Annotated in this window: 19 protein-coding genes; 9 read left to right on the forward strand and 10 right to left on the reverse strand. The window is 67.2% G+C overall.

Going from position 1 to position 21,089, the window contains the following annotated elements; translation table 11 throughout:
- Nucleotides 1-11 precede the first annotated feature (11 nt).
- From D3F03_RS13395 to D3F03_RS13435, 9 genes are all read right to left on the reverse strand, one after another.
- Entirely contained in the window at nt 12-1,109 is a 1,098-nt protein-coding gene (locus tag D3F03_RS13395) for an efflux RND transporter periplasmic adaptor subunit (protein WP_119109983.1), read from the reverse strand.
- A 141-nt stretch (nt 1,110-1,250) separates the two neighbouring features.
- On the reverse strand, nt 1,251-2,711 hold the full coding sequence (locus D3F03_RS13400) for an efflux transporter outer membrane subunit (RefSeq protein ID WP_119109941.1): 1,461 nt from the start codon (nt 2,709-2,711) through the stop codon (nt 1,251-1,253).
- A complete protein-coding gene (locus tag D3F03_RS13405) occupies nt 2,708-3,130 on the reverse strand; it encodes a hypothetical protein (protein ID WP_119109942.1) in 423 nt (140 codons plus the stop codon). Before D3F03_RS13405 ends, D3F03_RS13400 begins: the two co-directional genes overlap by 4 nt.
- Nucleotides 3,127-3,867, reverse strand: coding sequence for an ABC transporter ATP-binding protein (locus D3F03_RS13410; RefSeq protein WP_119109984.1), 741 nt, complete (start codon nt 3,865-3,867; stop codon nt 3,127-3,129). Before D3F03_RS13410 ends, D3F03_RS13405 begins: the two co-directional genes overlap by 4 nt.
- Before the next feature lie 169 nt (nt 3,868-4,036).
- Complete coding sequence (locus D3F03_RS13415; protein ID WP_119109943.1) at nt 4,037-5,275, reverse strand: ABC transporter permease; 1,239 nt, start codon at nt 5,273-5,275, stop codon at nt 4,037-4,039.
- Nucleotides 5,272-6,423 carry an efflux RND transporter periplasmic adaptor subunit gene (locus D3F03_RS13420; protein ID WP_119109944.1) on the reverse strand — a complete coding sequence of 384 codons (1,152 nt, stop codon included), beginning with the start codon at nt 6,421-6,423 and terminating at the stop codon, nt 5,272-5,274. Before D3F03_RS13420 ends, D3F03_RS13415 begins: the two co-directional genes overlap by 4 nt.
- A complete protein-coding gene (locus D3F03_RS13425; protein WP_119109945.1) occupies nt 6,420-7,028 on the reverse strand; it encodes a TetR/AcrR family transcriptional regulator in 609 nt (202 codons plus the stop codon). Before D3F03_RS13425 ends, D3F03_RS13420 begins: the two co-directional genes overlap by 4 nt.
- 289 nt (nt 7,029-7,317) lie before the next feature.
- Nucleotides 7,318-8,610: an acyl-CoA dehydrogenase family protein gene (locus D3F03_RS13430; protein ID WP_119109946.1), complete on the reverse strand. Its 1,293-nt coding sequence runs from the start codon at nt 8,608-8,610 to the stop codon at nt 7,318-7,320.
- A 31-nt stretch (nt 8,611-8,641) separates the two neighbouring features.
- Nucleotides 8,642-9,601: a COX15/CtaA family protein gene (locus D3F03_RS13435; protein WP_158606165.1), complete on the reverse strand. Its 960-nt coding sequence runs from the start codon at nt 9,599-9,601 to the stop codon at nt 8,642-8,644.
- Nucleotides 9,602-9,776: 175 nt separating this feature from the next.
- Between D3F03_RS13435 and D3F03_RS17315 the strand changes: the two genes are divergently transcribed.
- From D3F03_RS17315 to D3F03_RS13475, 9 genes are read left to right on the forward strand one after another with little or no spacing between them, the layout of a single operon-like run.
- Nucleotides 9,777-9,932, forward strand: a complete 156-nt coding sequence (locus D3F03_RS17315; RefSeq protein WP_199665472.1) for a hypothetical protein — start codon at nt 9,777-9,779, stop codon at nt 9,930-9,932.
- Between the two features lie 13 nt (nt 9,933-9,945).
- Nucleotides 9,946-10,485 (forward strand): cupredoxin domain-containing protein, encoded by a 540-nt coding sequence (locus D3F03_RS13440; RefSeq protein ID WP_119109948.1) that lies wholly within the window; start codon nt 9,946-9,948, stop codon nt 10,483-10,485.
- Between the two features lie 15 nt (nt 10,486-10,500).
- Nucleotides 10,501-12,225 carry a cbb3-type cytochrome c oxidase subunit I gene (locus D3F03_RS13445; protein WP_119109949.1) on the forward strand — a complete coding sequence of 575 codons (1,725 nt, stop codon included), beginning with the start codon at nt 10,501-10,503 and terminating at the stop codon, nt 12,223-12,225.
- Nucleotides 12,226-12,239: 14 nt separating this feature from the next.
- Entirely contained in the window at nt 12,240-13,139 is a 900-nt protein-coding gene (gene cyoE, locus D3F03_RS13450; protein ID WP_119109950.1) for a heme o synthase, read from the forward strand.
- Nucleotides 13,140-13,152: 13 nt separating this feature from the next.
- Nucleotides 13,153-14,025 carry an SCO family protein gene (locus D3F03_RS13455; protein WP_245960625.1) on the forward strand — a complete coding sequence of 291 codons (873 nt, stop codon included), beginning with the start codon at nt 13,153-13,155 and terminating at the stop codon, nt 14,023-14,025.
- An 11-nt stretch (nt 14,026-14,036) separates the two neighbouring features.
- Entirely contained in the window at nt 14,037-15,686 is a 1,650-nt protein-coding gene (locus D3F03_RS13460; protein WP_119109952.1) for a cytochrome b N-terminal domain-containing protein, read from the forward strand.
- Nucleotides 15,683-16,186: a hypothetical protein gene (locus tag D3F03_RS13465; RefSeq protein ID WP_119109953.1), complete on the forward strand. Its 504-nt coding sequence runs from the start codon at nt 15,683-15,685 to the stop codon at nt 16,184-16,186. Before D3F03_RS13460 ends, D3F03_RS13465 begins: the two co-directional genes overlap by 4 nt.
- A complete protein-coding gene (locus D3F03_RS13470) occupies nt 16,183-17,640 on the forward strand; it encodes a cbb3-type cytochrome c oxidase subunit I (RefSeq protein WP_119109954.1) in 1,458 nt (485 codons plus the stop codon). Before D3F03_RS13465 ends, D3F03_RS13470 begins: the two co-directional genes overlap by 4 nt.
- On the forward strand, nt 17,637-19,583 hold the full coding sequence (locus D3F03_RS13475) for an FAD-binding oxidoreductase (RefSeq protein WP_119109955.1): 1,947 nt from the start codon (nt 17,637-17,639) through the stop codon (nt 19,581-19,583). The genes D3F03_RS13470 and D3F03_RS13475 overlap by 4 nt, the downstream gene beginning before the upstream one ends.
- On the opposite strand, the gene ubiD is transcribed toward D3F03_RS13475, so the two are convergent.
- The gene (ubiD, locus tag D3F03_RS13480; protein ID WP_119109956.1) at nt 19,565-21,049 is read right to left on the reverse strand and encodes a 4-hydroxy-3-polyprenylbenzoate decarboxylase; all 1,485 of its coding nucleotides are present in this window, start codon (nt 21,047-21,049) and stop codon (nt 19,565-19,567) included. The two genes, D3F03_RS13475 and ubiD, sit on opposite strands and share 19 nt — an antisense overlap.
- Between the last annotated feature and the right edge of the window lie 40 nt (nt 21,050-21,089).

Here is a 21,089-nt window from a genome sequence, read left to right on the forward strand (position 1 = left end):
GCCCCTCGCCTTTACTGCGCGCTGCCGACGGCGAGCGGGTCCAGCACCACGGCTTCGCCGGGCGCCACACCGCTCAAAATTTCCACGCGATCGCCAGCCACCGGCCCGAGGCGCACCTGGCGCAGCAGCGGGCGGCCCTGGGCGTCGGGCACGTACACACCCGTCATTTCGCCGCGGCGCAGGACCGATGTGAGGGGCACGGTGACGCTCGCCTTGGCCGCATCGGCTGCTGTGGAATCGGCCGGCACCGCTGCAAGCCAGAGGCGCGCAAACATCCCGGGCACGGCGAGGGCGAACTGGGCGGGCAACTCGGCGCGCAACTGCTGGGTGTGCGTGCCTGCGTCCACGGTGGGCAGCACCTGCACCCGGGTGGTCTGGGGTTGCTGGTCAGCGGGTACGCCGGGCAGTTCGATGCGCACCTGGGCGGCGCCCAGTGTGCCGCCGGCAAGCTTGGCCAGAGCCGACTGCGGCACCGATGCCGTCACGCGCAGGGCAGACGGGTCGTAGAGCGTGAGCAGCGGGCGGCCCGGCATGGCCATGTCGCCGAGCTGCACCGGCACCTCGGCCACCACGCCGGCGTAGGGCGCGCGCACGGTGTGCAGGCCCGCCCCCGTGCGCGCCGCGCCTGCTTGTGCGCTTTGGGCATCCACTTGCGCGCGCGCCGCTTTGAGCTGGCCCTCGGCGCGCTCCAGTGCGGCCGCGCTGATGTATTTCTTGGCGTGCAGTTGTTGCTGGCGCTCGAATTCGCGCTGCGCCACGGCCAGGTTGGCTCGCCCGGCTTGCACTTGCGCTGCGCTGGCGGCGGCGTCCTGGTCGGCTGTGCGTGCATCGATGCGCACCAGCAACTGGCCGGCGGTGACGCGGTCGCCCGCGTGCACGGCCAGCTCCACCACCGCGCCGGGCACCTGGGCGGCAATTTGCGTCTGGCGCACGGCCTCTACGACGCCGTCGTAGCTGACAGCACGGGTGCTGCCTGCGGCCTGGGCCGGGGCAGTCGCCAGGGGCGCATCGGTGGCGGCAAAGGCGGGCGCAGTCCAGACGCAGGACAGCGCCAAGGCGATGGCACTGATCCGGGCGAGAGCGGAAGAGAGAGCGGAAGAAGGCGTCATGGGCATTCTCTTGAGAGCAGTCGCGGGGTCGCGGGAGGAAGATGTTAATGTATTATTTGCGCAAATAGTTAAATAGTCAATTAGCGACGATTGCCAATGTCTTCAAGGGGCGCGTGAGGGGTGGTTCAGGCGGTCGCCGGCCTAGCCCGCGCCCACGGCCTGGAACAGCGCCGCGCTGTCGGCCAGGCGCTGGGCCTGGGCGACCACCAGGCTGCTGCGCAATTGCAGGGCCTGTTGTTGGGCCACCAGCCATTGCAGGTGGCTGGCGGCGCCCAGCGCCAGCTGTTGCTGCGTGGTCTGCAGGCTGGCCTGCGCGGCGGCATCGGCGCGCTCCAGCGTGGCGAGCACTTGCGCATCGGTCTCGGTGGCGCGCAGGGCATCGGCCACGTTGCGCAGCGCGTCCAGCACCACGCCCTGGTATTGGGCGGCTGCGGCGTCCAGACCTGCCAGCGCGGCGCGCTGCTGCGCCGGCAGGGCCGGGTCGAACAAAGGCTGCGTCAGTTGGGCAATCAGTCCCCACACGGCCGAGCCGCCACCGAACAGGGCGCCCGTGGTCAGCGCCTGGCTGCCCAGGCTGGCGCTGAGCCGAACTTGCGGGTACAGGCGTGCCACGGCCACCCCATGCTCGGCGCTGGCCACGCGCACCAGCGCTTCGGCTGCCTGAATATCCGGGCGGTGGCGCACCAGTTCAGAGGGCAGCACCTGCGGTAGCGCGGCGGGCAGTGTGAAGTCCTGCAGCGTGAATGCGGGCGGCGGCTCGGCTCCCGGTGTGCGTCCGGCCAGCAGGGCGAGCAGATGGGCGCTTTGCAGCGCCTGTTTGCGCAGCAGCAGCGCGGAGGCGTGGGTCTGCTCCAGCGCTGCCTGCAAGGCCTGCACGTCGGCCGGCATGGCCTGGCCCAGGCGCAGGCGCTCCTGGGCAATATCGGTTTGGGCTGCCTGGTTGCTGGCAATGGCTTCCAGGGCTTCGGCCTGAGCGGTGATCCGTGCCTGCGTGATGGCCGTGCTGGCGATGCGCGCGGCCAGGTCCAGGCGGGCGCCTGCCAATTGGTAGCGGCGGTAGTCGGTGCGCGCCGCCAGGGCCTGGAGCGCCCGGCGGTTGCCACCCGACACATCGAGTTGGTACTGCACGCTGACGCTGGCGCTGTGCAGGCTAAACGTGCGCCCATCGCCGGGCAGGCCCTGCGCACTGGGGGAGATGTGCTGGCGCGCGCTGCCCGCGCCGAGGTCTGCACGCGGTAATTGGTTGGTGCCCTCCTGCGCCGCCTGCAGTTCTTCGGCCTGGCGCAATTGCGCTTGGGCGGCCGCCAGCGTCGGGCTGGCCTTCAGGGCCTCGGCGATCAGCGTGTCCAGGCCGGGGGAGCCGAGCTGCTGCCACCAGGGCGCCTCCAGGTCCATGTCGGCGCGCCACGCCTGCGCCGTACCAAAGGCGGTTTTGCTGGCGCTGTTCTGTACGGCTGGGGCCGGGTGCGGCAGGGCGTTGTCTGCCAGGGGCGCAGGGGCTTGGTAATCCGGACCCGCCGCGCAGCCCGCGAGCAGGGTGGCCAGCAGCATGGCGAGGGCAGGGCGCCTGCTTGGCCGCGCGTGCAACGAAAGAGGGTTCATGGTGCGGTTTCCAGTGGGGCAGCGCGGCCGGGCCGCAGGCGCCAGGCCAGGGTGGCGATGCCCAGCCATACGGCCGTGCGCAGCGCCATGGCCGCCACGGTGCGCACCTCAAAGGCGCCGCCCGTCAGCACATGGATTCCGAAGGCCGCAAACACCAGGGCGGTCGCCAGGCCAATGCAGAGCGCCAGCCACGCCGCCCAGCCCAGGCGCCGCCACAGCGCAAGGCCTGCGGCCACGTACGCAAAACCGGCCAGGAAGTTGAACCAGAGCACAAACGGCACATAGGCCCCGGCGGCACTGCGCGCGGCTTCGTTGCCGAACAACACCGTGCCGCCCTCCTTGAGGGTGAGCAGGCCAAAGAGCACAGCGAACACGCTGGCACCGCGCAGCCAGGGATTGCGTTGCAGCAAGGGGTTCATGGAGTGGTTTCCTCTGGGATGGGTGGCGCCCACGGTGTGAGCCCTTCGCCCACTTCTTCATGCGTGACGCCGTCGCGGATGTGGTAAATCCGCTTGAAGGTTGGAATGATTTTTTCGTCGTGCGTGACCACGATCACGGCGGTCTCGAAGCGCTGCGCCATATCGTTCAAGATGCGGATCACGGCCAGCGCGCGCGTGCTGTCGAGGGGCGCCGTGGGTTCGTCGGCCAGCACCACTGGCGGGCGGTTGACCAGCCCGCGCGCAATGGCCACTCGCTGCTGTTCGCCGCCCGACAGTTGCGCGGGCATGGCGCGTGCACGGTGCCCCACGTCCAGCGCATCCAGCAACTCGCGGGCCTGCGCTCGCGCCTGCTTGTTCGGCACGCCGGCCAGCATGGGCAGCAGGGCGACGTTGTCGGTCACGTCGAGAAAGGGAATCAGGTAGGGCGCCTGGAAGACGAAGCCGATGCGGTCGCGCCGCAGCGCGCGCAGGTCGCGGATCTTCCAGCCGTTGTCGTAGATGACTTCGTCGCCCAGCGTCATGCGCCCGGCGCTGGGTTCAATGACGGCACCCAGGCATTTGAGCAGCGTGCTCTTGCCCGAACCGGAAGGCCCAATGAGCCCGACCACCTCGCCCGGCGCCACCACCATGTTGACGTCTTTCAGTGCGTCCACGGCGGTGTCGCCCTGCCCGTAGCGCTTGCGCACGCCTTCAATGCGTATTCCTGCGTGTTCCATGTCAGCCATCCAAGGCGCCTCGCGCCAGCCACAACGTATCAAACTGGCACGGCCCAAAACCAGCGGACGCCGCGCAAGGGCCGCCCCGCCGCGCTGGTGTCGTCCCCCTTCCCGGCGTAGCCGAGAGAAGGGGGAAGGCGCGCAGCGCCTCAGGGGGATGTCGTCGCATCTAACCTCCCACCGCTTCGGCTGGGTCGACGCGCAGCGCGGCGCGGATCGCCACCCCGCTGGCCAGCACGCAGATGGCCAGGATGGCCGCAAGCCCCATCGCCGTGTCTTGCGGCACCAGCAGCACGTATTTGGGAAAGGCGGGCGCCATCAGCGTGGCAGAGATCTTGCCCACCACGAAGCCGATGAGCCCCAGGCCCAGCGCTTGCTGCACGATCATGCCGGCGATGGTGCGGTTCTTGGTGCCGATGAGCTTGAGCACCGCGATTTCGCGGATCTTGCCCAGCGTGAGCGTGTAGATGATGAAGGCCACGATGGCCGCGCTGACCAGCGCCAGAATGGCCAGGAACATGCCGATCTGCTTGGCCGACGTGGCAATGAGCTTGCCGACCAGGATGCCGTCCATCTGCGCGCGCGTGGTGGCGGTGAAGCGCTGCCAGCGGCGAATCGCCTGCGCCACATCCTCAGCGTCGTGGCCTGGGCGCACGCGCACCAGCACGGCGTTGACCGAAGGGTTGCTGCTTTGCGAGGCAATCACCGCGTCGAGCAGGCCGGGCACGCCGGGCCGGTTGAAGGCGGGGTTGGCAGCCGTGCGGTGGCGGCTTTCCCAGAGCGCGTCGTTGTCGCGCAGGAACTGCGCGGCTTGCGCATCCTTGAGCGGGATGAACACCATGGGGTCGCCGCCCGAGGACACCATGCGCCGCGTGAGTCCCACCACGGTGTACACATTGCGCCGAATCTGGATGCGCTCGCCCAGCACCATGCCGCTGGCGATGTCGGCCACCGCCTCGTAGTGGCTGCGCGTGAGCTGCCGCCCGGCCACCAGATAGGGCGGCCAGCCGGGTGTGCCGCTGCCGCCGGGGGCGATGCCGACGACCATGGCGCGCACGTCGCTGGTGGCCCCGGCGGCGCCCGCAGCGCCAGTGTTGCCCGCCAGGCGCTGCACCTGCATGGTGAGGTAGGTCACGTTGGCGGCATCCTGCACGCCGGGCAGCGCGCGCAGGCTGCGCCAGGTGCTGTCGTTCAGGCTCGAGGGTTCGGCGTACGGCCCCAGCGTGCCTTGCTGCACCACCCAGATGTCGGCGCCGCTGTTGTCCAGCAGCGCGCGCCCGTCGTCCACCATGCCGCGGTACACCCCGGCCATGGTGAGCGTGACACCGATCAGCAGTCCCAGGCCAATGCCGGTGAAGACAAACTTGCCCCAGGCATGCAGGATGTCGCGGCCTGCCAGGCTGATCACGGCGCCCCCTTGGTGATGCGGTCCACCACGTGGGTGTTGCTGCGGGCGCTCAGTTCTTTCTCGCTGTAGACAACGATGCGCGCGCCTTCTTTGAGGCCGCTCTGCACCTGCACCTGGCCGTCCAGGTCGGCCTGCCCCAGCACCAGAGGGGCAAAGCGCAGGCCGTCCGCGCCCAGTTCCCACACACCCATCTTGCCGCCCACGCGCCTCAGGGCGGCGTTGGGAATGGTGGGCGCGGCGGCGAGTTCGGGCAGGGTAATGGTGACTTCCGCCAGCGTGCCCAGCGGTGGCAAGGGCGTGGGCAGGGTGGCCAGCACCACCTTGGCCAGCGTCTCTTCGGTCACGGCATCGGCCAGGGGCTCGACGCGCAGCACGCGTGCGGCCAGTGGCGCCGTGGTGTCCGAGCGCAGCAGCACCTGCGCGGGCAGGTTGGCGCGCAGGCCCGCAGAACTGGTCTGGTCAAAGCGCACGTTGACCCACAGGCTGGCCGGGTCCACCAAATCCACGACGGCCTGCCCGGGCACCACGGTGCTGCCGGGCTCGGCCAGGCGGGCGGTGACCAGGGCGTCCGCCGGGGCGCGCAGGCGCAGCTGGCCGCGCTGCGTGCGCAGGGCTTCCAGCTCGGCGCGCAGGCGCGCCACCTCGGCCTGGCTGCCCGCCAGAGCGGCGTTGGCGCTGGCCAAGTCTTGCTGGCGCGCGGTGGCGGTCTCTTCGCTGGCGGCGCGCACGGCCAGCAACTGGCTGTAGCGCGTGGCCTGGGTCTGTGCTTGCTGCTGGCGGGCCAGCGCATCCTTCAGGCTGGCCTGGGCGCGTTGCACGGCGGCGGCCTGGGCGCGCAGGCGCTCGTCAAAATCCACCGCATCCATTTCACCCAGCACCTGGCCTGCGCTAACGCGCTCGCCCACTTCCACCGACAGGCGCAGCACGCGCCCGGCCACCGTGGGACCCACGTGGTAGGTGGTGCGCGCTTCCACCGTGCCAATGCCGAACAGGGCGGGCGTGATGGCGCGCTGCTTCACCGTGGCCACGGTGACGGCCACCGGGGCGAGCGGCCCCGAGCGCAGCACGACATAAATGAACAAGGCCAGGAGCGGCACCACCACGGCCAGCAGGGCCAGGGTGCGGCGTTGCAGGGGAAGTCGGCTCATGGCGCGCTCCGGATGCCACGCTGGTAAATGGCAAACACGCGCGGCGCATCGCGGCGGATGCGTTCGACGTCGCCCGACAGCATGGATTGCATGACCAGGCCCTGGATGCTGCCGATGAACAGCGTGGCGGCGGCTTCGGGGTCCAGGGAGGGGTCGATCTCGCCGCCCGCCTTGCCCTGCGCGAACAGCTCCTGCAAGCGCTCGCCGTAGCGCGCCAGCAGCGTGCGCACCATGCGCCGTGGCAGGCTGTCGCCGGCGCGCTGGAGCTCGCCAAACATCATGCGCGGCACGCCGGGGTGCTCGGCGACGAAGCCCGCGTGCGCCAGAAACATGGCTTCCAGCGCGACCAGGGGCGAGGGGGCCTCTTGTGCGGCCTGCTCCACACGGGCCAACAATTGCTCGGCGACCCACTCCATCACGGCCTGCAGGATTGCGTCCTTGGAGGGGAAGTGCCGGAACAGCGCCCCCTGCGTCAGCTGCATGTGGCCGGCAATCGCTGCAGTGGTGATGTCGCTGGGGTTTTGCGTGGCGGCGAGCTGCACCACCGCCTCCACGGTGGCGGCGCGGCGCTCGTCCGCAGGCAAGGGTTTGGCGCGTGGGTTCACAGGGGCATTCTGTAAGCGAGTAATTGATTACTATCTTACGGTACCGTCGATTTTTTGGCAAGACAGGAAAAAATCCACAGGGTGGTTAAGGTCGGTGGCAGCTTGATCCGCAAGGAAATTCCTGCACGCGGCATCCCACGGTACCCCTGAAATGACCCGGCTGAGCGCACCCTCAAGTCGCTGCTGCGCAAGCGAGCCGCAAGCGGCTCGCTCAACCGATAAAAGTTTAGGTGTTTTTGGCCTCTAGCGCTTATGCAGTAAGCGCTGCAAGCTATCAAAATTAGAGTATTCAGCGCACACGCGGCGCCGCCCGCATCTGCTCGGGCGTGGTGAACCAGGCACTGCCCTCGCCCATGCGGCTGCGTGCCTGTGCCAGTTCGTGGCGCGCCACGGTGCGCAGGTGCACTTCGTCCGGCCCGTCCATCAGGTGCAGGGCGCGGCCCCAGGTCCAGAACTGTGCCAGCGGCGTGTCAGGCGAGAGGCCCATGGCGCCAAACACCTGCATGGCACGGTCCACCACCCGGCTTTGCAGGCGCGCGGCCACCACCTTGATGGCGGATATCTGTGACCGCAGTTGCGCCTCCTGCGCAGCGTCTGCCTGGTCCAGCCGCCACGCGGTGTGCAGCACCAGCAGGCGGGCCTGGTCGATTTCGATGCGCGACTCGGCCAGCCAGTCCTGCACGTTGGCAAAGCCCGATTCGTAGCTGCCAAACATCTTGCGCTCCAGCGCGCGTTCGGCCGCCAGTTGCAAGGCGAGTTCGCACTGCCCAATCGTGCGCATGCAGTGGTGAACCCGCCCAGGCCCCAGGCGCGCCTGCGCCATGGCAAAGCCTGCGCCCCACTCGCCGAGCAGCGCGCTGCGGGGCACGCGCACGTCTTGCAAAAGGAGCTCGCAATGCCCCTCGGGTGCGTGGTGGTGCAGCACGGGGATATTGCGCACCATGTGCACGCCTGGCGCATCCAGCGGCACCAGCACCATGCTGTGGCGGCGGTGCGTGCCGGCCTCCTCGGCTGCGTCGTCGGCGTTGCGGCACATGACGATCAGCAAGCGGCAGTTCGGGTGTGCTGCGCCGGTGATGAACCACTTGCGCCCGCTCACGAGCAGCGCATCGCCATCGCGGCGCACGGTGGTCTGCAGGTTTGTCGGGTCGGACGACGCCACGTCAGGCTCGCTCATCGCAAAGGCCGAGCGAATGCGTCCGCCCAGCAGCGGCTCCAGCCATTGCGTGCGCTGCTCGGGCGAAGCAAAGCGGTGCAGCAATTCGATGTTGCCGGTATCCGGCGCGCTGCAGTTGAAAACCTCGGCCGCCCAGGGCAGGCGCCCCATGGATTCGGCCAGCGGTGCGTAATCCAGGTTGGCAAGGCGGGTGCCGGGTTCATCCTCCTGCAAGCCGGGCAGGAACAAATTCCACAAACCTTCTTCGCGCGCCAGCGCCTTCAGGTCGTCCAAAAATGGCGGGGGGAACTGACCGGCCTGCGCCGCCGCGTGCCAGGCAGCGTTGTGCGGCAGCAGGTAGCGCTCCAGAAAAGCATTCAAGCGCTGCAGCATTTCCTGCGCGCGGGGAGAAGGGGCGAAGTCCATGCGCGATTGTGGGCAACGCGGCAGCGCCGCGTCACAACCGAGGCGACAGCGGCGCGCTGCGGGCGGCCAGCGCTGCCACGGTTCCCAGCAGCAGGGCGGCCAGCAGGTTGTGCGCCAGGGCGGCGGCCAGGGGCAATTGGGCGAGCACCAGCGTCACGCCAAGCTCCACTTGCAGCGCTGCCAGAGCCATGAGCAAAGCCGCCTCGCGCCGTCGCTTGGCCTGCCAGGCCGAGAGCGCCAGCATCCCCAGCGCGGTCAGCGTGGCCAGCGTGGCCAAGCGGTGCAGCAGATGCACGCCCATCCCCGCGGCGTATTCCGGCATTCCAGCCCCTTCACCGGGAGGCAGCCAAAGCTTGAGTGCCGCCCAGCCATCCGCGCCGGGGCGGCAACTGGAGAGCTGCGGGCAACTCAGGCCTGCGTAGCCTGCGCTCACCAGCGCGCCCAGGCCGATCTGCAGCAGCAGGACAAGCCCTGCCACCACGGACCAAAGGTGCAGGCGTTGGCGCTGCTGCTCGCCCATGGCGCCTGGTGGCACCGCCAATCGCACACACGCAGCAAACAGCAGCAGGCCGCCCAACAGGTTGCCCAGCGTCACCGCCGGCGCACGCGTGTTGGCGGTGAAGGGGCCGAGTACGGCAAGAAACAGAACCAAGCCAAGCGCAACCAGGACGACGCGCCCCTCGGCGGCCAGGCGCAAGCTGCGCCGCCAGGCGAAGGCTGCCATGGCCGCCAACAGAAGCAGCAGCGACGAGGCCACGGCGCGGTGCACGGCGCGTGCCGTGTGCTCGGCAGCGCTGGGCGGTGCGCGCGCCGCCTCGGCGCGGGCTGCGCGGGCATGGCATGCCGGCCATGGCGTGCAGTCCAACCCGGCACTGCTATGGCGCAAAAAGGCGCTCAAACCCGTCACCACCAGCACGAGCAGCGCGCACAGCCAGGCGGCGCGCTGCAAAAGCGTGCGCCGGCGCCCAAAGGGATCGGTAGAAGGGGGCAAGGGAGGTAGGAGCATCGCTTTTGGCAGCACCGATTTTGTTCAAAACCACGCAGCTTGCGCGGACTTCCAGGTGTTTACCACTAGTGCTGGCGCCTATGGACCTTGTTGCAAATCAAGCCTATGCGGATTTCAAACCGGAAAATGGTTTGCACCTTTTGGTAACCGAGGAGACAACATGGAACACCATGACGACGAGAACGAGAAGGTGCCGATGCTTCAGCAACTGCTCGATAACCCCTTTCTGCTTCTGTTCATCGGGGTGATGGTCCCGATGATCGTGTACTCACTCTGGGGGGTGATCGATATCTTGACCATCCCCGTGGCCAAGTGAGGGAGAACCGCATATGAGTGCCATTCTTCCCCCCGCAGAGCGGCTTTGGTGGAAACACCCGCTTGATCGCGTTGAAGCCGTCTGGATCGCCATTGCCTTTGCCTGGTGCATGGTCATGTTCCTCATGATGGTGTTCTGGCATGTCTACGGCAAGCAGAACCTCTCCACGGAAACCTACAAAACCACGCCGGACAAATTCGCCGCCAAGGCACAGGCCATGGTGGACAAATACACCGTGCGCACCGAAACCGACGAGAAGATTCCGGTGGTGCATCCGCCCGTGGGCAGCGACATCTACCTCACCGCGCGCCTCTGGGCCTGGAGGCCCATTCTGGAGCTTGAGAAAGACAAAACCTACAAGCTGCACCTGACTTCCATGGACTACAACCACGGCTTCTCGCTGCAGCCCACCAACATCAATATCCAGGTGGTGCCTGGGTACGAGCACGTGGTCAAGATCACGCCCAACCAGTCGGGCCAGTTCTCGATTGTGTGCAACGAATATTGCGGCATCAACCACCACACGATGGTGGGACGCCTCTACGTGAAATAGCAGGAGCACAACACCATGGCTGCAACTTCTGCCGCGCTGTCTGCCAGCGCCACTACCTACCGCACCTGCCCGCGCTCGGGCCTGCAATTCGAACGCAATGCCGAGCTTTTGATGAAGTTCAACGCGGTGACGGCTGTCGTCGCGCTGCTCGTTGGCGGCATCCTCGCCATTGGCGTGGTGCTGACCCGCTGGCCTGCTGTGCACTGGCTGGCTGCCGACACCTTCTACACGGTGCTTACCGCGCACGGCATCAACATGCTCATCTTCTGGATGATCTTCTTTGAAGTCGCTGTGCTGTACTTTTGCTCGTCGACGCTGCTGCGATGCCGGATCGCCACGCCAAGAATCGCCTGGCTGGCCTACGCGCTGATGCTGATCGGCGCCGTCATGAACAACATCGATGTGTTCCGTGGCAACTCCAGCGTGATGATGACGTCCTACGTGCCGATGATGGCCACGCCCTGGTTCTACCTGGGCCTGATCCTCTTTGCCGTCGGCGCGCTGATTGCCTGCTTCGTGTTCTTTGGCACCCTGGTGGTCGCCAAGCGCGACAAGACCTACCAGGGCTCGGTGCCCCTGGTGACCTTTGGCGCCATCGTCGCGGCCATCATTGCGGTGTTCACCATCGTCTCCGGCGCCATCATCCTGATCCCGACGTTCTTCCTGTCCATCGGGCTCATCAAGGAAGTCGATCCGCTGATCTACCGCACCATCTGGTGGGCCTTTGGCCACTCGTCGCAGCAGATCAACGTGGCGGCGCATATCTCGATCTGGTACATGGTGGCCGCCGTGGTGTTCGGCGCCAAGCCGATGTCCGAGCGGGTGAGCCGTGGCGCTTTTCTGCTCTACATCTTCTTCCTGCAGCTTGCCAGTGCCCACCACTTGCTGGCCGACCCCGGTGTGAGCACCGAGTGGAAAGTGGTCAACACCAGCTACTTCATGTACTTTGCCGTGCTGGCTTCGATGATCCACGGCTTGACGGTTCCCGGGGCCATGGAAGTGGCGCAGCGCGCCAAGGGCTACAACAAGGGCTTGTTCGAGTGGCTGCGCAAGGCGCCGTGGGGCAACCCGACTTTCTCCGGGGTGTTCATCTCCATCATTGGCTTTGGCTTCCTGGGTGGTATTTCGGGGGTCATGATGGGTACCGAGCAGCTCAACCTCCTCATCCACAACACCATCTACGTGCCGGGCCACTTCCACGCGACGGTGGTGATTGGCACCACGCTGTCGTTCATGGCGCTGACGTACTTCCTGATCCCGGTGTTGTTCAGGCGCGAGACGATTGCGCCGGGTTTGGCCAAGATTCAGCCTTACCTGTTCGGTTTCTCGATGTACTTCTTCTGCCTGGTGATGATGGGCGCCGGCACCCTGGGCGTCTCGCGGCGGCACTGGGACATGGCGTTCTCTGGCGCTGCGCTGGCCTACGAATGGCCGGGAGCGGCCTACCTGATGATGGGTCTGGTCGGCATTGGCGGCATTGCGGCCATCACGGGCGGGGCGCTGTTCATCTACATCACGGTCGGTTCGCTGCTGTGGGGCAAGAAGCTTGACCAGGGCGTGGTCAGCCCTCGCTTTACGCCGATTCCGCCCACTGCACCGACGGCAACTGCGCAGACCTACGGCTCGGCCGGTTTCACGGCGCCCGGCACCTTTGTGCTGGCGATGGTGTTCCTGGTGGCCTTTGTCCTGTACTACTTCATCAACTGGAAGTACCTCGCACAGCTGTGGGGCCTGTCCTGAAACGGAGGCAAGCCATGCACACCGACACGCTCCACCCCGCGCGCAGCCTGGCTGTGCAACGCACCCGCGACGTGATCTCGCTGTTCAAGCTGCGTATCGGCTCGCTCATCATGGTCACCGCCTTGGTGGGCATGGTGGTGACGCCAGGCCCGGCGCCGAGCTGGCTGCAAGTCCTGGTGCTGGCCCTGTCGGTGCTGGTCGCGTCGGCCAGCGCCGGCGCTTTCAACCAGTACGTCGAGCACGAGAGCGACCAGCTCATGGCGCGCACGCGCCGGCGGGCCTTTGTCACCGGCGCACTGCCGCACCACCCGGCCTGGCTGGTGCTGATGGGCGCCATGCTGGTGGGTGCGGTGGCCGCTGCCTGGCTGGTGCTCAATGGCGCGGCGGCGGTGTATGTGTTCCTGGGCGCCTTCTTCTACGCCTTTGTCTATACCGTGTGGCTCAAGCGCCGAAGTGCCCTGAACATTGTCGTCGGCGGCCTGGCTGGCAGCTTCGCCGTGCTGGCGGGCGCAGCGGCCGTCAATCCCACGCTCGGGCCGCTTCCCTTGCTGCTGGCCCTGGTGCTCTTTTTGTGGACCCCGCCGCATTTCTGGTCTTTGGCTATTGCCAATCGGGCGGACTATGCGCAGGCGGGCGTTCCCATGCTGCCGGTGGTGGTCGGCAACGAGCGCGCTGCGCGCATCGTGCTGGCCAGTACGGTGGCGCTCCTGGTGGCCTCTCTTCTGCCCGTGTTCTGGGGTGCGGGGCCAGTGTATGCCGTCGGGGCGTTGGGTGGTGGACTGCACTTCGTGCACAAGGCCTGGGTGCTGGCGCGTGAAGTGACGCGGCCCCATGCGATGTCGGCATTTTTTGCCTCCCTGATCCAACTGAGCACCCTGCTGGTGGCAGCTTGCATCGACGGCCTGGTCCGCTGAACGAGAGTTGCCCATGCGCTGTCGTCCCTCACTTGCTGCGCTGCTGCTGGCGTGGGCGATGGGGTGCGGCGCGGCGCTGTCGCTTCCTGTGCAGGCGCAAGAGGCCGTGCCGCCCGGGTCGGCGCACGGTTTCGATGTCCGCCTCGCCTTGCGCGCCAGCCAGGACGCTGTCGGACGAGAGCTGGGCGAGCACCTGTTTCGCGACCGCAATGGCCGCACGGTTGCTCTCTCGGGCTACCGGGGCAAGCCACTCCTGGTGAGCTTTATCTATACCGGATGCTTTCAGATCTGCCCCGGCACGACGCGTGCGCTGCAACAGGCGGTACAGGCGCTGGAAAAGAGCGTGGGCCCCGGGCAGTTCAATGTCGTGAGCATTGGCTTTAACCAGCCTGAGGATTCGCCCCAGGCGCTCAAGGCCTTTGCCGCAAAGTTCAACATCGGTTCCGGCAATTGGGAGTTTCTGAGCCCGCGTGCTGCCGATGTTCCGGCGCTGGCGCGCGATTTCGGGTTTTTGTTCCAGCCCACCACGGCGGGTTTTGACCATGTGCTCCAGCTGAGTCTGGTGGACGCACAAGGACGCATCGTGCGGCAGATCTATGGCGAGCAGTTGAATGCGGCCGATCTCGGCGAGCCGCTGCGGCTGCTGCTGGCAGGTGCGCCAGTAGCGCGAGAGCGCGTGCTGGAGGGGCTGTGGGAGCGCGTTCGCCTGGTGTGTACGGTGTACGACGCGAAAACTGGCAACTACCGCGTGGACTACACCTTGCCGATACAGATTGCCGGCGGCCTGACGTTCTTTGTCGTCATGATGGTGTTCTTCTTCAACGAGTGGCGCGCGAGCCGCCGCAGTGCCCGCCAGCGCCCGCCTGCGCGCCCGCGCCGCGCTTGAGATACGGGCGAATGACCGTTTCATCCAGCCTGCTCCCTATCGTGCCGGTCCCCAGCGCGCCGGCGCGGCTGTGGCGCGCACTGGAGCACGGCTTCGACGCGCTGGCAGGCACCAGCGGCAATCCGCTCAAGCACCTGGGGGCTCTGGGGTTCTGGTTGCTGTGGCTGCTCGTGGGCAGTGGCGCCGTGCTCTATGCGGTGCTCGACACTTCGGCCAGTGGCGCCTACCCGTCCATCAACATGCTCTCGCGCGAACCCCGGCAATGGGGGAGTCTTCTGCGTGGCTTGCACCGCTACAGCGCAGATGCCATGGTGGTCGTGGTGCTGGCCCACGTTGTGCGGGAATGGATGCTGGGGCGGTTCCGCAGCTTTCGCGCGCCTTCCTGGTTGACGGGCGTGCCACTGCTGCCGCTGATGTTTGTCTGTGCCATCGGCGGTTTCTGGCTCAATTGGGACCGCCTGGGCCAGTTTTCCGCGACCGCGACGGCCGAGTGGCTGGACGCGTTGCCGGGTCTGGCCTCGCCACTTTCGCGTAACTTTCTGGGCGGCACCCAGTTGAACGACCGACTGTTCTCGCTGTTTGTCTTCGTGCACCTGGGTGTGCCGTTGCTGCTGGTGTTTGGCCTGTGGTTCCATGTCCAGCGCATCAGCCGCCCGGCGGTCTTTCCGCCGCGTGCGCTGGCCATTGGGAGCGCGCTTGCCCTGCTGGTGCTGGCCGCCGTTGTGCCCGTGCGCAGCCAGGGGCCTGCCGATCTGGGTACGGTGCCTGCAGGGCTGGCCTACGACTGGTTGCTGCTGTTCATCCATCCGCTCACCGCCGCCACCTCCGCCGCGCTGGTCTGGGGCCTGCTGGGCGCCACGCTGGCTTTGTTGCTGGCGCTGCCCTGGCTCGGCTTTCGGCGGCGCGTTGCGGTGCCTGAGGGCCGTGCGCAGGAGGCGCAGGTGCGCTCGCCCGCAACGTCACACACCGGTTGGCGCCCGATCGCGCTGGCGCAATTGGTGGCCGAGGTAGACCCAGCCCACTGCAGTGGGTGCCGCCGCTGCGTGGAAGACTGCCCCTACGCCGCCATCACCATGGTGCCGCACCCCAGCGGCCGCGTGGGGATGGAGCTGGCGCAGGTGCGCAGCGACCTGTGCGCCAGCTGCGGTATTTGCGTGGGTTCCTGCCCTTCGTCCACACCGTTTCGCAGCGCACAAGTGCTGCACACAGGCATCGACATGCCGCAATGGCCCATCGATGCGCTGCGCCAGCAGATGCTCGCCGGCCTGGCCGCCTTGCCCGGACCCGAGCGCTACGTGGTGTTTGGCTGTGCGCAGGGTGCGCAGCTTGATGCGCTTGCTGCGCAGGGCGTGCTGGTGCTGCCGCTGGTGTGCACCGGCCTGCTGCCGCCGTCTTTCGTTGAGTACGCGTTGCGCGCTGGAGCCAATGGCGTCCTGATTGCGACGTGTCGCGAGGGTGGCTGCGCTTTCCGTCTGGGCGAGCGCTGGACGCGCGAACGCCTGCTCGGCCAGCGCGAGCCGCGCCTGCGTGCCGGTGTGCCGCGGCAGGCGTGGTCGCTGGTTGCGGCCGATGCCGGTGATGAGGCGGCACTCGCGGCGGCATTGACAGCCCTGCGCGCGCGTGCGGCAGAACCTTTCGTTCCCTTGGAGTTTTTTGCATGAATCGCGTTTTCGTCCTGGCAGGCCAGGCGCTGCTGTACGGCGGTTTTGCGCTGTTGATCGGCGTTTTTTCGCACTGGCCGGCGTATGCCCCGCTTGCCGCGGATGAGGCGCTGATCAAGCTCAGTTTCGTCCACCACGGCAAGCGCATCGCAGAGTGCCGCCCTTACACGGCGGCGGAGCTCGCCAAATTGGCGCCCAACATGCGTGCGCCGCTCAAGTGCGAGCGCGAGCGCGCGCCCGTGACGGTGGAGCTCGACATCGACGGCGCAACCGCCTACCGCTACACGGCTGCGCCGTCCGGGCTCTCGCGCGACGGCGCCTCTACCGTGTACAAGCGCCTGGAAGTGCGCTCGGGCACGCACCGCATCACCGTGCGTCTGCGCGATACCACGGCAACCAGTGGATTCAACTACCAGCACGAAGCCACCGTTGACCTCAAGCCCGCCCAGGTGCTGGTGATCGACTTCGATCCTGAGCGTGGAGGCATCGTCCTGCTATGAGCGCCTTGGCCCCTTCTTCTTTGGTGTCCACTGGGGCGCCTTCTGCGCGCCCTGTACCAGCTCGTGTGGCGGCCGACTATTCGCTGGCTGTCCCACAAGACGCGCGCCGCGCTCTGGCGCGCAGTTGGCTCTGGCTCGGCGTGTCGGCCTTGGTGGGCTCGGGCCTGTTCTCCATCTTGCTGGTCCTCTCGCGCACGCCGGGGGTGAACCGACTGCTGCCAGCGGCAGACTTCTTTCATACCTCGCTGGTGCTGCACGTGGATCTCTCGGTGCTGGTGTGGTTCATGGCCATGGCGGGCCTGCTCTGGAGCCTGCACGGCAGCCCGCGCGGGTTGCGCTGGGGCTGGGCCGCGCTGTGGACCTGTGCGGCCGGCACCTTGGCGATGGCGGTCGCGCCCTTCCTGAATGGGGGCGAGCCCATCATGGCCAATTACATCCCGGTGCTGCACTCGCCGCTGTTCCTGGTCGGTCTCGTGGTGTTTGGCCTGGGCGTGGGGGTGCTCGCGCTGCGCAGCATTCTGGTGGCGCCGCGCCTCGGGGTGGCGTTTGGCGGGCACGGCGCACTCGGCTTTGGCCTGGACGCTGCCGCTGTGGCAACGGTGGTGGCGTTGCTGGCCTTTGGCTGGTCGTTGGCCAAATTGCCCTTGGTGCTGCCCGGCAAGGCGTATTACGAAATCCTGTTCTGGGGTGGCGGCCATGTGCTCCAGTTCACCTGGACGCTGCTCATGCTGGTGGGATGGTTGTGGCTGGCGAACGCCTGCGGCGCGCGGCTGCTGCTGAGCCCGCGTGTCACGGTTTTCATGTTCGCACTCGCGCTGGCAGGGGTGTTCGTCACGCCCTGGGCCTACCTGGCCTATGACATCAGTTCGGTCGAGCACCGGGCGCTGCTCACCTGGGCGATGCGCGCCGGCGGCGGCACGGCCATCGTCCCGGTCGCGCTGGCGGTGGTGGTGGCCTTGTACCGCCAGCCGCTCTCGCACGCCACGCAGAACCCGCTGCGTGCGGCGGTGCTGGCGTCCATCCTGCTGTTTGGCGCTGGGGGGGTGATCGGCATCTTCATCAGCGGCAGCAACGTGCGCATCCCGGCGCACTACCACGGCTGCATCGTCGGCGTGACGCTGGCGCTGATGGGGCTGGTCTACCACTTGCTGCCGGCGCTCGGCTATGCAGCGCCGCAAGGGCGGCTCGCAGTGGCGCAGCCCTGGGTTTACGGCCTGGGGCAGCTGATGCACATCATCGGTCTGGTGTGGTCCGGTGGCTACGGCGTGCAGCGCAAGGTGGCGGGCGCCGAGCAAGTGCTGCGCTCTAGCGGCGAGGTGGCCGGCATGGCGCTGATGGGGCTGGGTGGGCTGGTGGCCATCGTGGGTGGGGTGTTGTTCATTGTGGTGGCCGTCCGGGCGATGCGTGCAGGCGCCGCGCAGGCGGATGGCAGCGAAATGGTGGTCTCTTCATGAAAGTGTTCCAGGCAGCCCTGCAGTGGCTCTTCATGCGCGTCGAGGCGCTGTTCAACCGTGCCTTTGGCGACCGTATCAACCCGCTGTACCACCTAGGGTCCATCACCTTCTTCCTGTTCTGGGTTGTGGGCGGCAGCGGCTTGTACCTGTACGCGTTCTTCGAGACCGGCGTTTCGGGCGCCCACGACTCGGTGCTGTCGATCACGCACGGGCAGTGGTGGCTGGGCGGCATCCTGCGCAGCGTGCACCGCTACGCGTCGGACGCCATGGTGCTGACCATGGTGCTGCACATGCTGCGCTACTTTGCGTTCAACCTGTTCCACGGCTTCCGCTGGTTTTCCTGGGTCACCGGGGTGGCGCTGATCTGGCTGGTCTACGCCTCGGGTGCCAACGGCTACATGCTGCCCTGGGACACGCTGGCGCAGTACGTGACCGTCTCCAGCTTCGAGTGGCTTGACTGGCTGCCGCCCTTCAGCGGCACGCTGATGCGCAATTTCGTCTACGCCGACAGCGTCAGCGACCGCTTTTTCTCGCTGCTGTCCTTTCTGCATATCGGCTTGCCGCTGGTGGTGCTGCTGCTGATGTGGATCCACGTGCAGCGCGTGCCCAAGGCGCGCACCACGCCGCCACGCCCGATCGTCATTGGCCTGGTGCTGACCTTCCTGGTCATGGCACTGGTGGCGCCGGTGGACAGCCAGGGCGGCGCAGCCGATCTGGCCAGGGCGGTCATGAGCGTCAAGCTCGACTGGTTCCTGCTGGCGATCTACCCCTTGATCAGCCAATGGCCGCTAGGCAAGGTGTGGGCGCTGGTGTCGGGCGTCACGCTGGTGCTGCTGCTACTGCCGCTGTGGCCCCAGCCGCGCCGCAAAGGCCAGGGCACCTTGCATGCCACGGTGCGCGGCGAAGATGGCAGCGCCGCCGAGTTCACCTTGCGCCCTGGGGAGACGCTGCTGGACGCCGGCCTGCGCGACGGTCTCGCTCTGCCTTACGAGTGCCGCAATGGCGCTTGCGGCCTGTGCCTGTGCAGCATGGAGCAGGGCACGGTGGAGCACCGCCCCTACCAGAAGACGGCGCTGTCGGACGCCCAACTGGCGCGTGGACTGGCGCTGATGTGCTGCGCCGTGCCCAATGGCGATGTGGTGATCGCGGTCGATGGCTTCACCGGCGCCAGTGCGGCCGAAGTGCCACAGTACGAGGCACGCGTTGTGCACATGGAGCATCTGGCCGACGATGTGATGCGCCTTCGGCTGGAGCTGCCCGGCGCCGAGCGATTGCCCTTCGAGGCGGGCCAGTACATCGACATCGTGCTGGAAGATGGCCAGCGCCGCGCCTTCTCGTTTGCCAATCCCCCCCAGAACAATGCGCTCATCGAACTGCACGTGCGCCTGGTGCCGGGCGGGCGTTTCACCACCCATGTGTTCGACGGTATGCAGGTGGGCGATACCGTCACCTTTGAAGGCCCGCGCGGCCAGTTCACGCTGCGGGACGGCACCGAGCCCATACTGTTTATCGCCGGCGCCACGGGTTTTGCGCCCATCAAGAGCATTCTGGAAGACGCCTTTGCGCGCGGTATCACCCGGCCCATGCGCCTGTACTGGGGTGTGCGCGACCGCAAGGATCTGTACATGCTCTCGCTGTGCGAAGCGTGGCAGCGCGAGCACAGCAACTTCAGTGTCGTGCCCGTGGTGTCGGAACCTGTGCCGGGCGACGGCTGGGAGGGGCGCATTGGCCTGGTCCACGAAGCCATGCTGGACGATTTCCCCGACCTCAGCGGCCACGAGGTCTACCTGTGTGGCTCGGTGCGCATGGTGGAGGCCGCGGTGCCGGCCTTCCTGGCGCAGGGGCTCGCCGAGGGGGCATGCTTCTCGGATGCGTTCGTGCCAGCGGCGCGGCCGGTATCGGCTGCCGTTTCAGAGCCTGGCGCTCAAAGCCCCAGCGTTTGAGCCAGCGCGTCCATGCGCGCCGCCACATCGGCGTCCATGGCGATGGTGCGGCCCCATTCGCGCTGCGTCTCGCCCGGCCATTTGTTCGTGGCGTCCATCCCCATCTTGCTGCCCAGGCCGCTGACCGGCGAGGCGAAGTCGAGGTAGTCGATGGGCGTGTGCTCGATGAGCATGGTGTCGCGTACCGGGTCCATGCGCGTGGTCATGGCCCACACCACGTCCTTCCAATGGCGCACGTCCACATCGTCGTCCACCACCACGATGAACTTGGTGTACATGAACTGGCGCAGATGGCTCCACACGCCCATCATCACGCGCCGCGCGTGGCCGGGGTAGGCCTTTTTGATGCGCACCAGCGCCATGCGGTAACTGCAGCCCTCGGGTGGCAAATAGAAATCGACGATCTCCGGGAACTGGCGCTGCAACAGCGGGATGAACAGCTCGTTGAGCGCCACGCCCAGCACCGCCGGTTCGTCCGGTGGCTTGCCGGTGTAGGTGGAGTGGTAGAGCGCGTCCTTGCGCAAGGTGATGCGGTCCACGGTGAACACCGGGAACTCGGCGCGCTCGTTGTAGTAGCCGGTGTGGTCGCCGTACGGGCCTTCGAGCGCGTGCTGCCAGCCGCTGGCGTGTGCGGCATCGGGGTAGATATGGCCTTCAAGCACGATTTCGGCATGCGCTGGTACCGAGAGTGGCACGCCGAGTGCCTTTGCCACCTCGGTGCGCGCGCCGCGCAGCAGGCCGGCAAACTGGTATTCGGACAGGCTGTCGGGCACGGGCGTCACGGCGCCCAGGATGGTCGCCGGGTCGGCGCCAATGGCGACGGCCACCGGGTAGGGCTCGCCGGGGTGCAGGCGGCAGTGCTCGGCAAAATCGAGCGCGCCGCCGCGGTGTGCCAGCCAGCGCATGATGAGCTGGTTGCGCGACAGCACCTGCTGGCGGTAGATGCCCAGGTTTTGCCGTGTCTTGTGCGGCCCGCGCGTGATGACCAGGCCCCAGGTGATGAGCGGCGCCACGTCGTCTGGCCAGCAGTGCTGAATGGGCAGGCGCGCCAGGTCCACGTCCTGTCCTTCCCACACCAGCTCCTGGCAGGGTGGGTTGCTGCGCTCCTTGGGCGCCATGTTCCACAGGGTTTTGAGCAGGCTGCCCATGCCCACCATCTCCTTGAAACCCTTGGGCGCCTCGGGCTCCTTGAGCGACGCCAGCAGCTCGCCAAACGGGCGCAGGCCGGCGATGCTGTCCACGCCCATGGCGCGCGCCACGCGCTCGGGCGTACCAAACAGGTTGGCCAGCACGGGCATGCTGTGGCCCGTGGGGTTTTCAAACAGCAGGGCCGGGCCGCCCGCGCGCAGCACCCGGTCGCACAGGGCCGTCATCTCCAGGTGCGGCGAGACGGGCTCGGTGATGCGGCGCAGCTCGCCGGTCTGTTCGAGCTGGGTGAGGAAGCTGCGGAGGTCGTGGCTGGGCATGGCGCTGAATTTTGAATGAAAACAGGCTCTACCGCTTATG

Origin of the sequence: Simplicispira hankyongi, assembly GCF_003570885.1 — a bacterium.
Taxonomy (GTDB): Bacteria; Pseudomonadota; Gammaproteobacteria; order Burkholderiales; family Burkholderiaceae_C; genus Simplicispira; species Simplicispira hankyongi.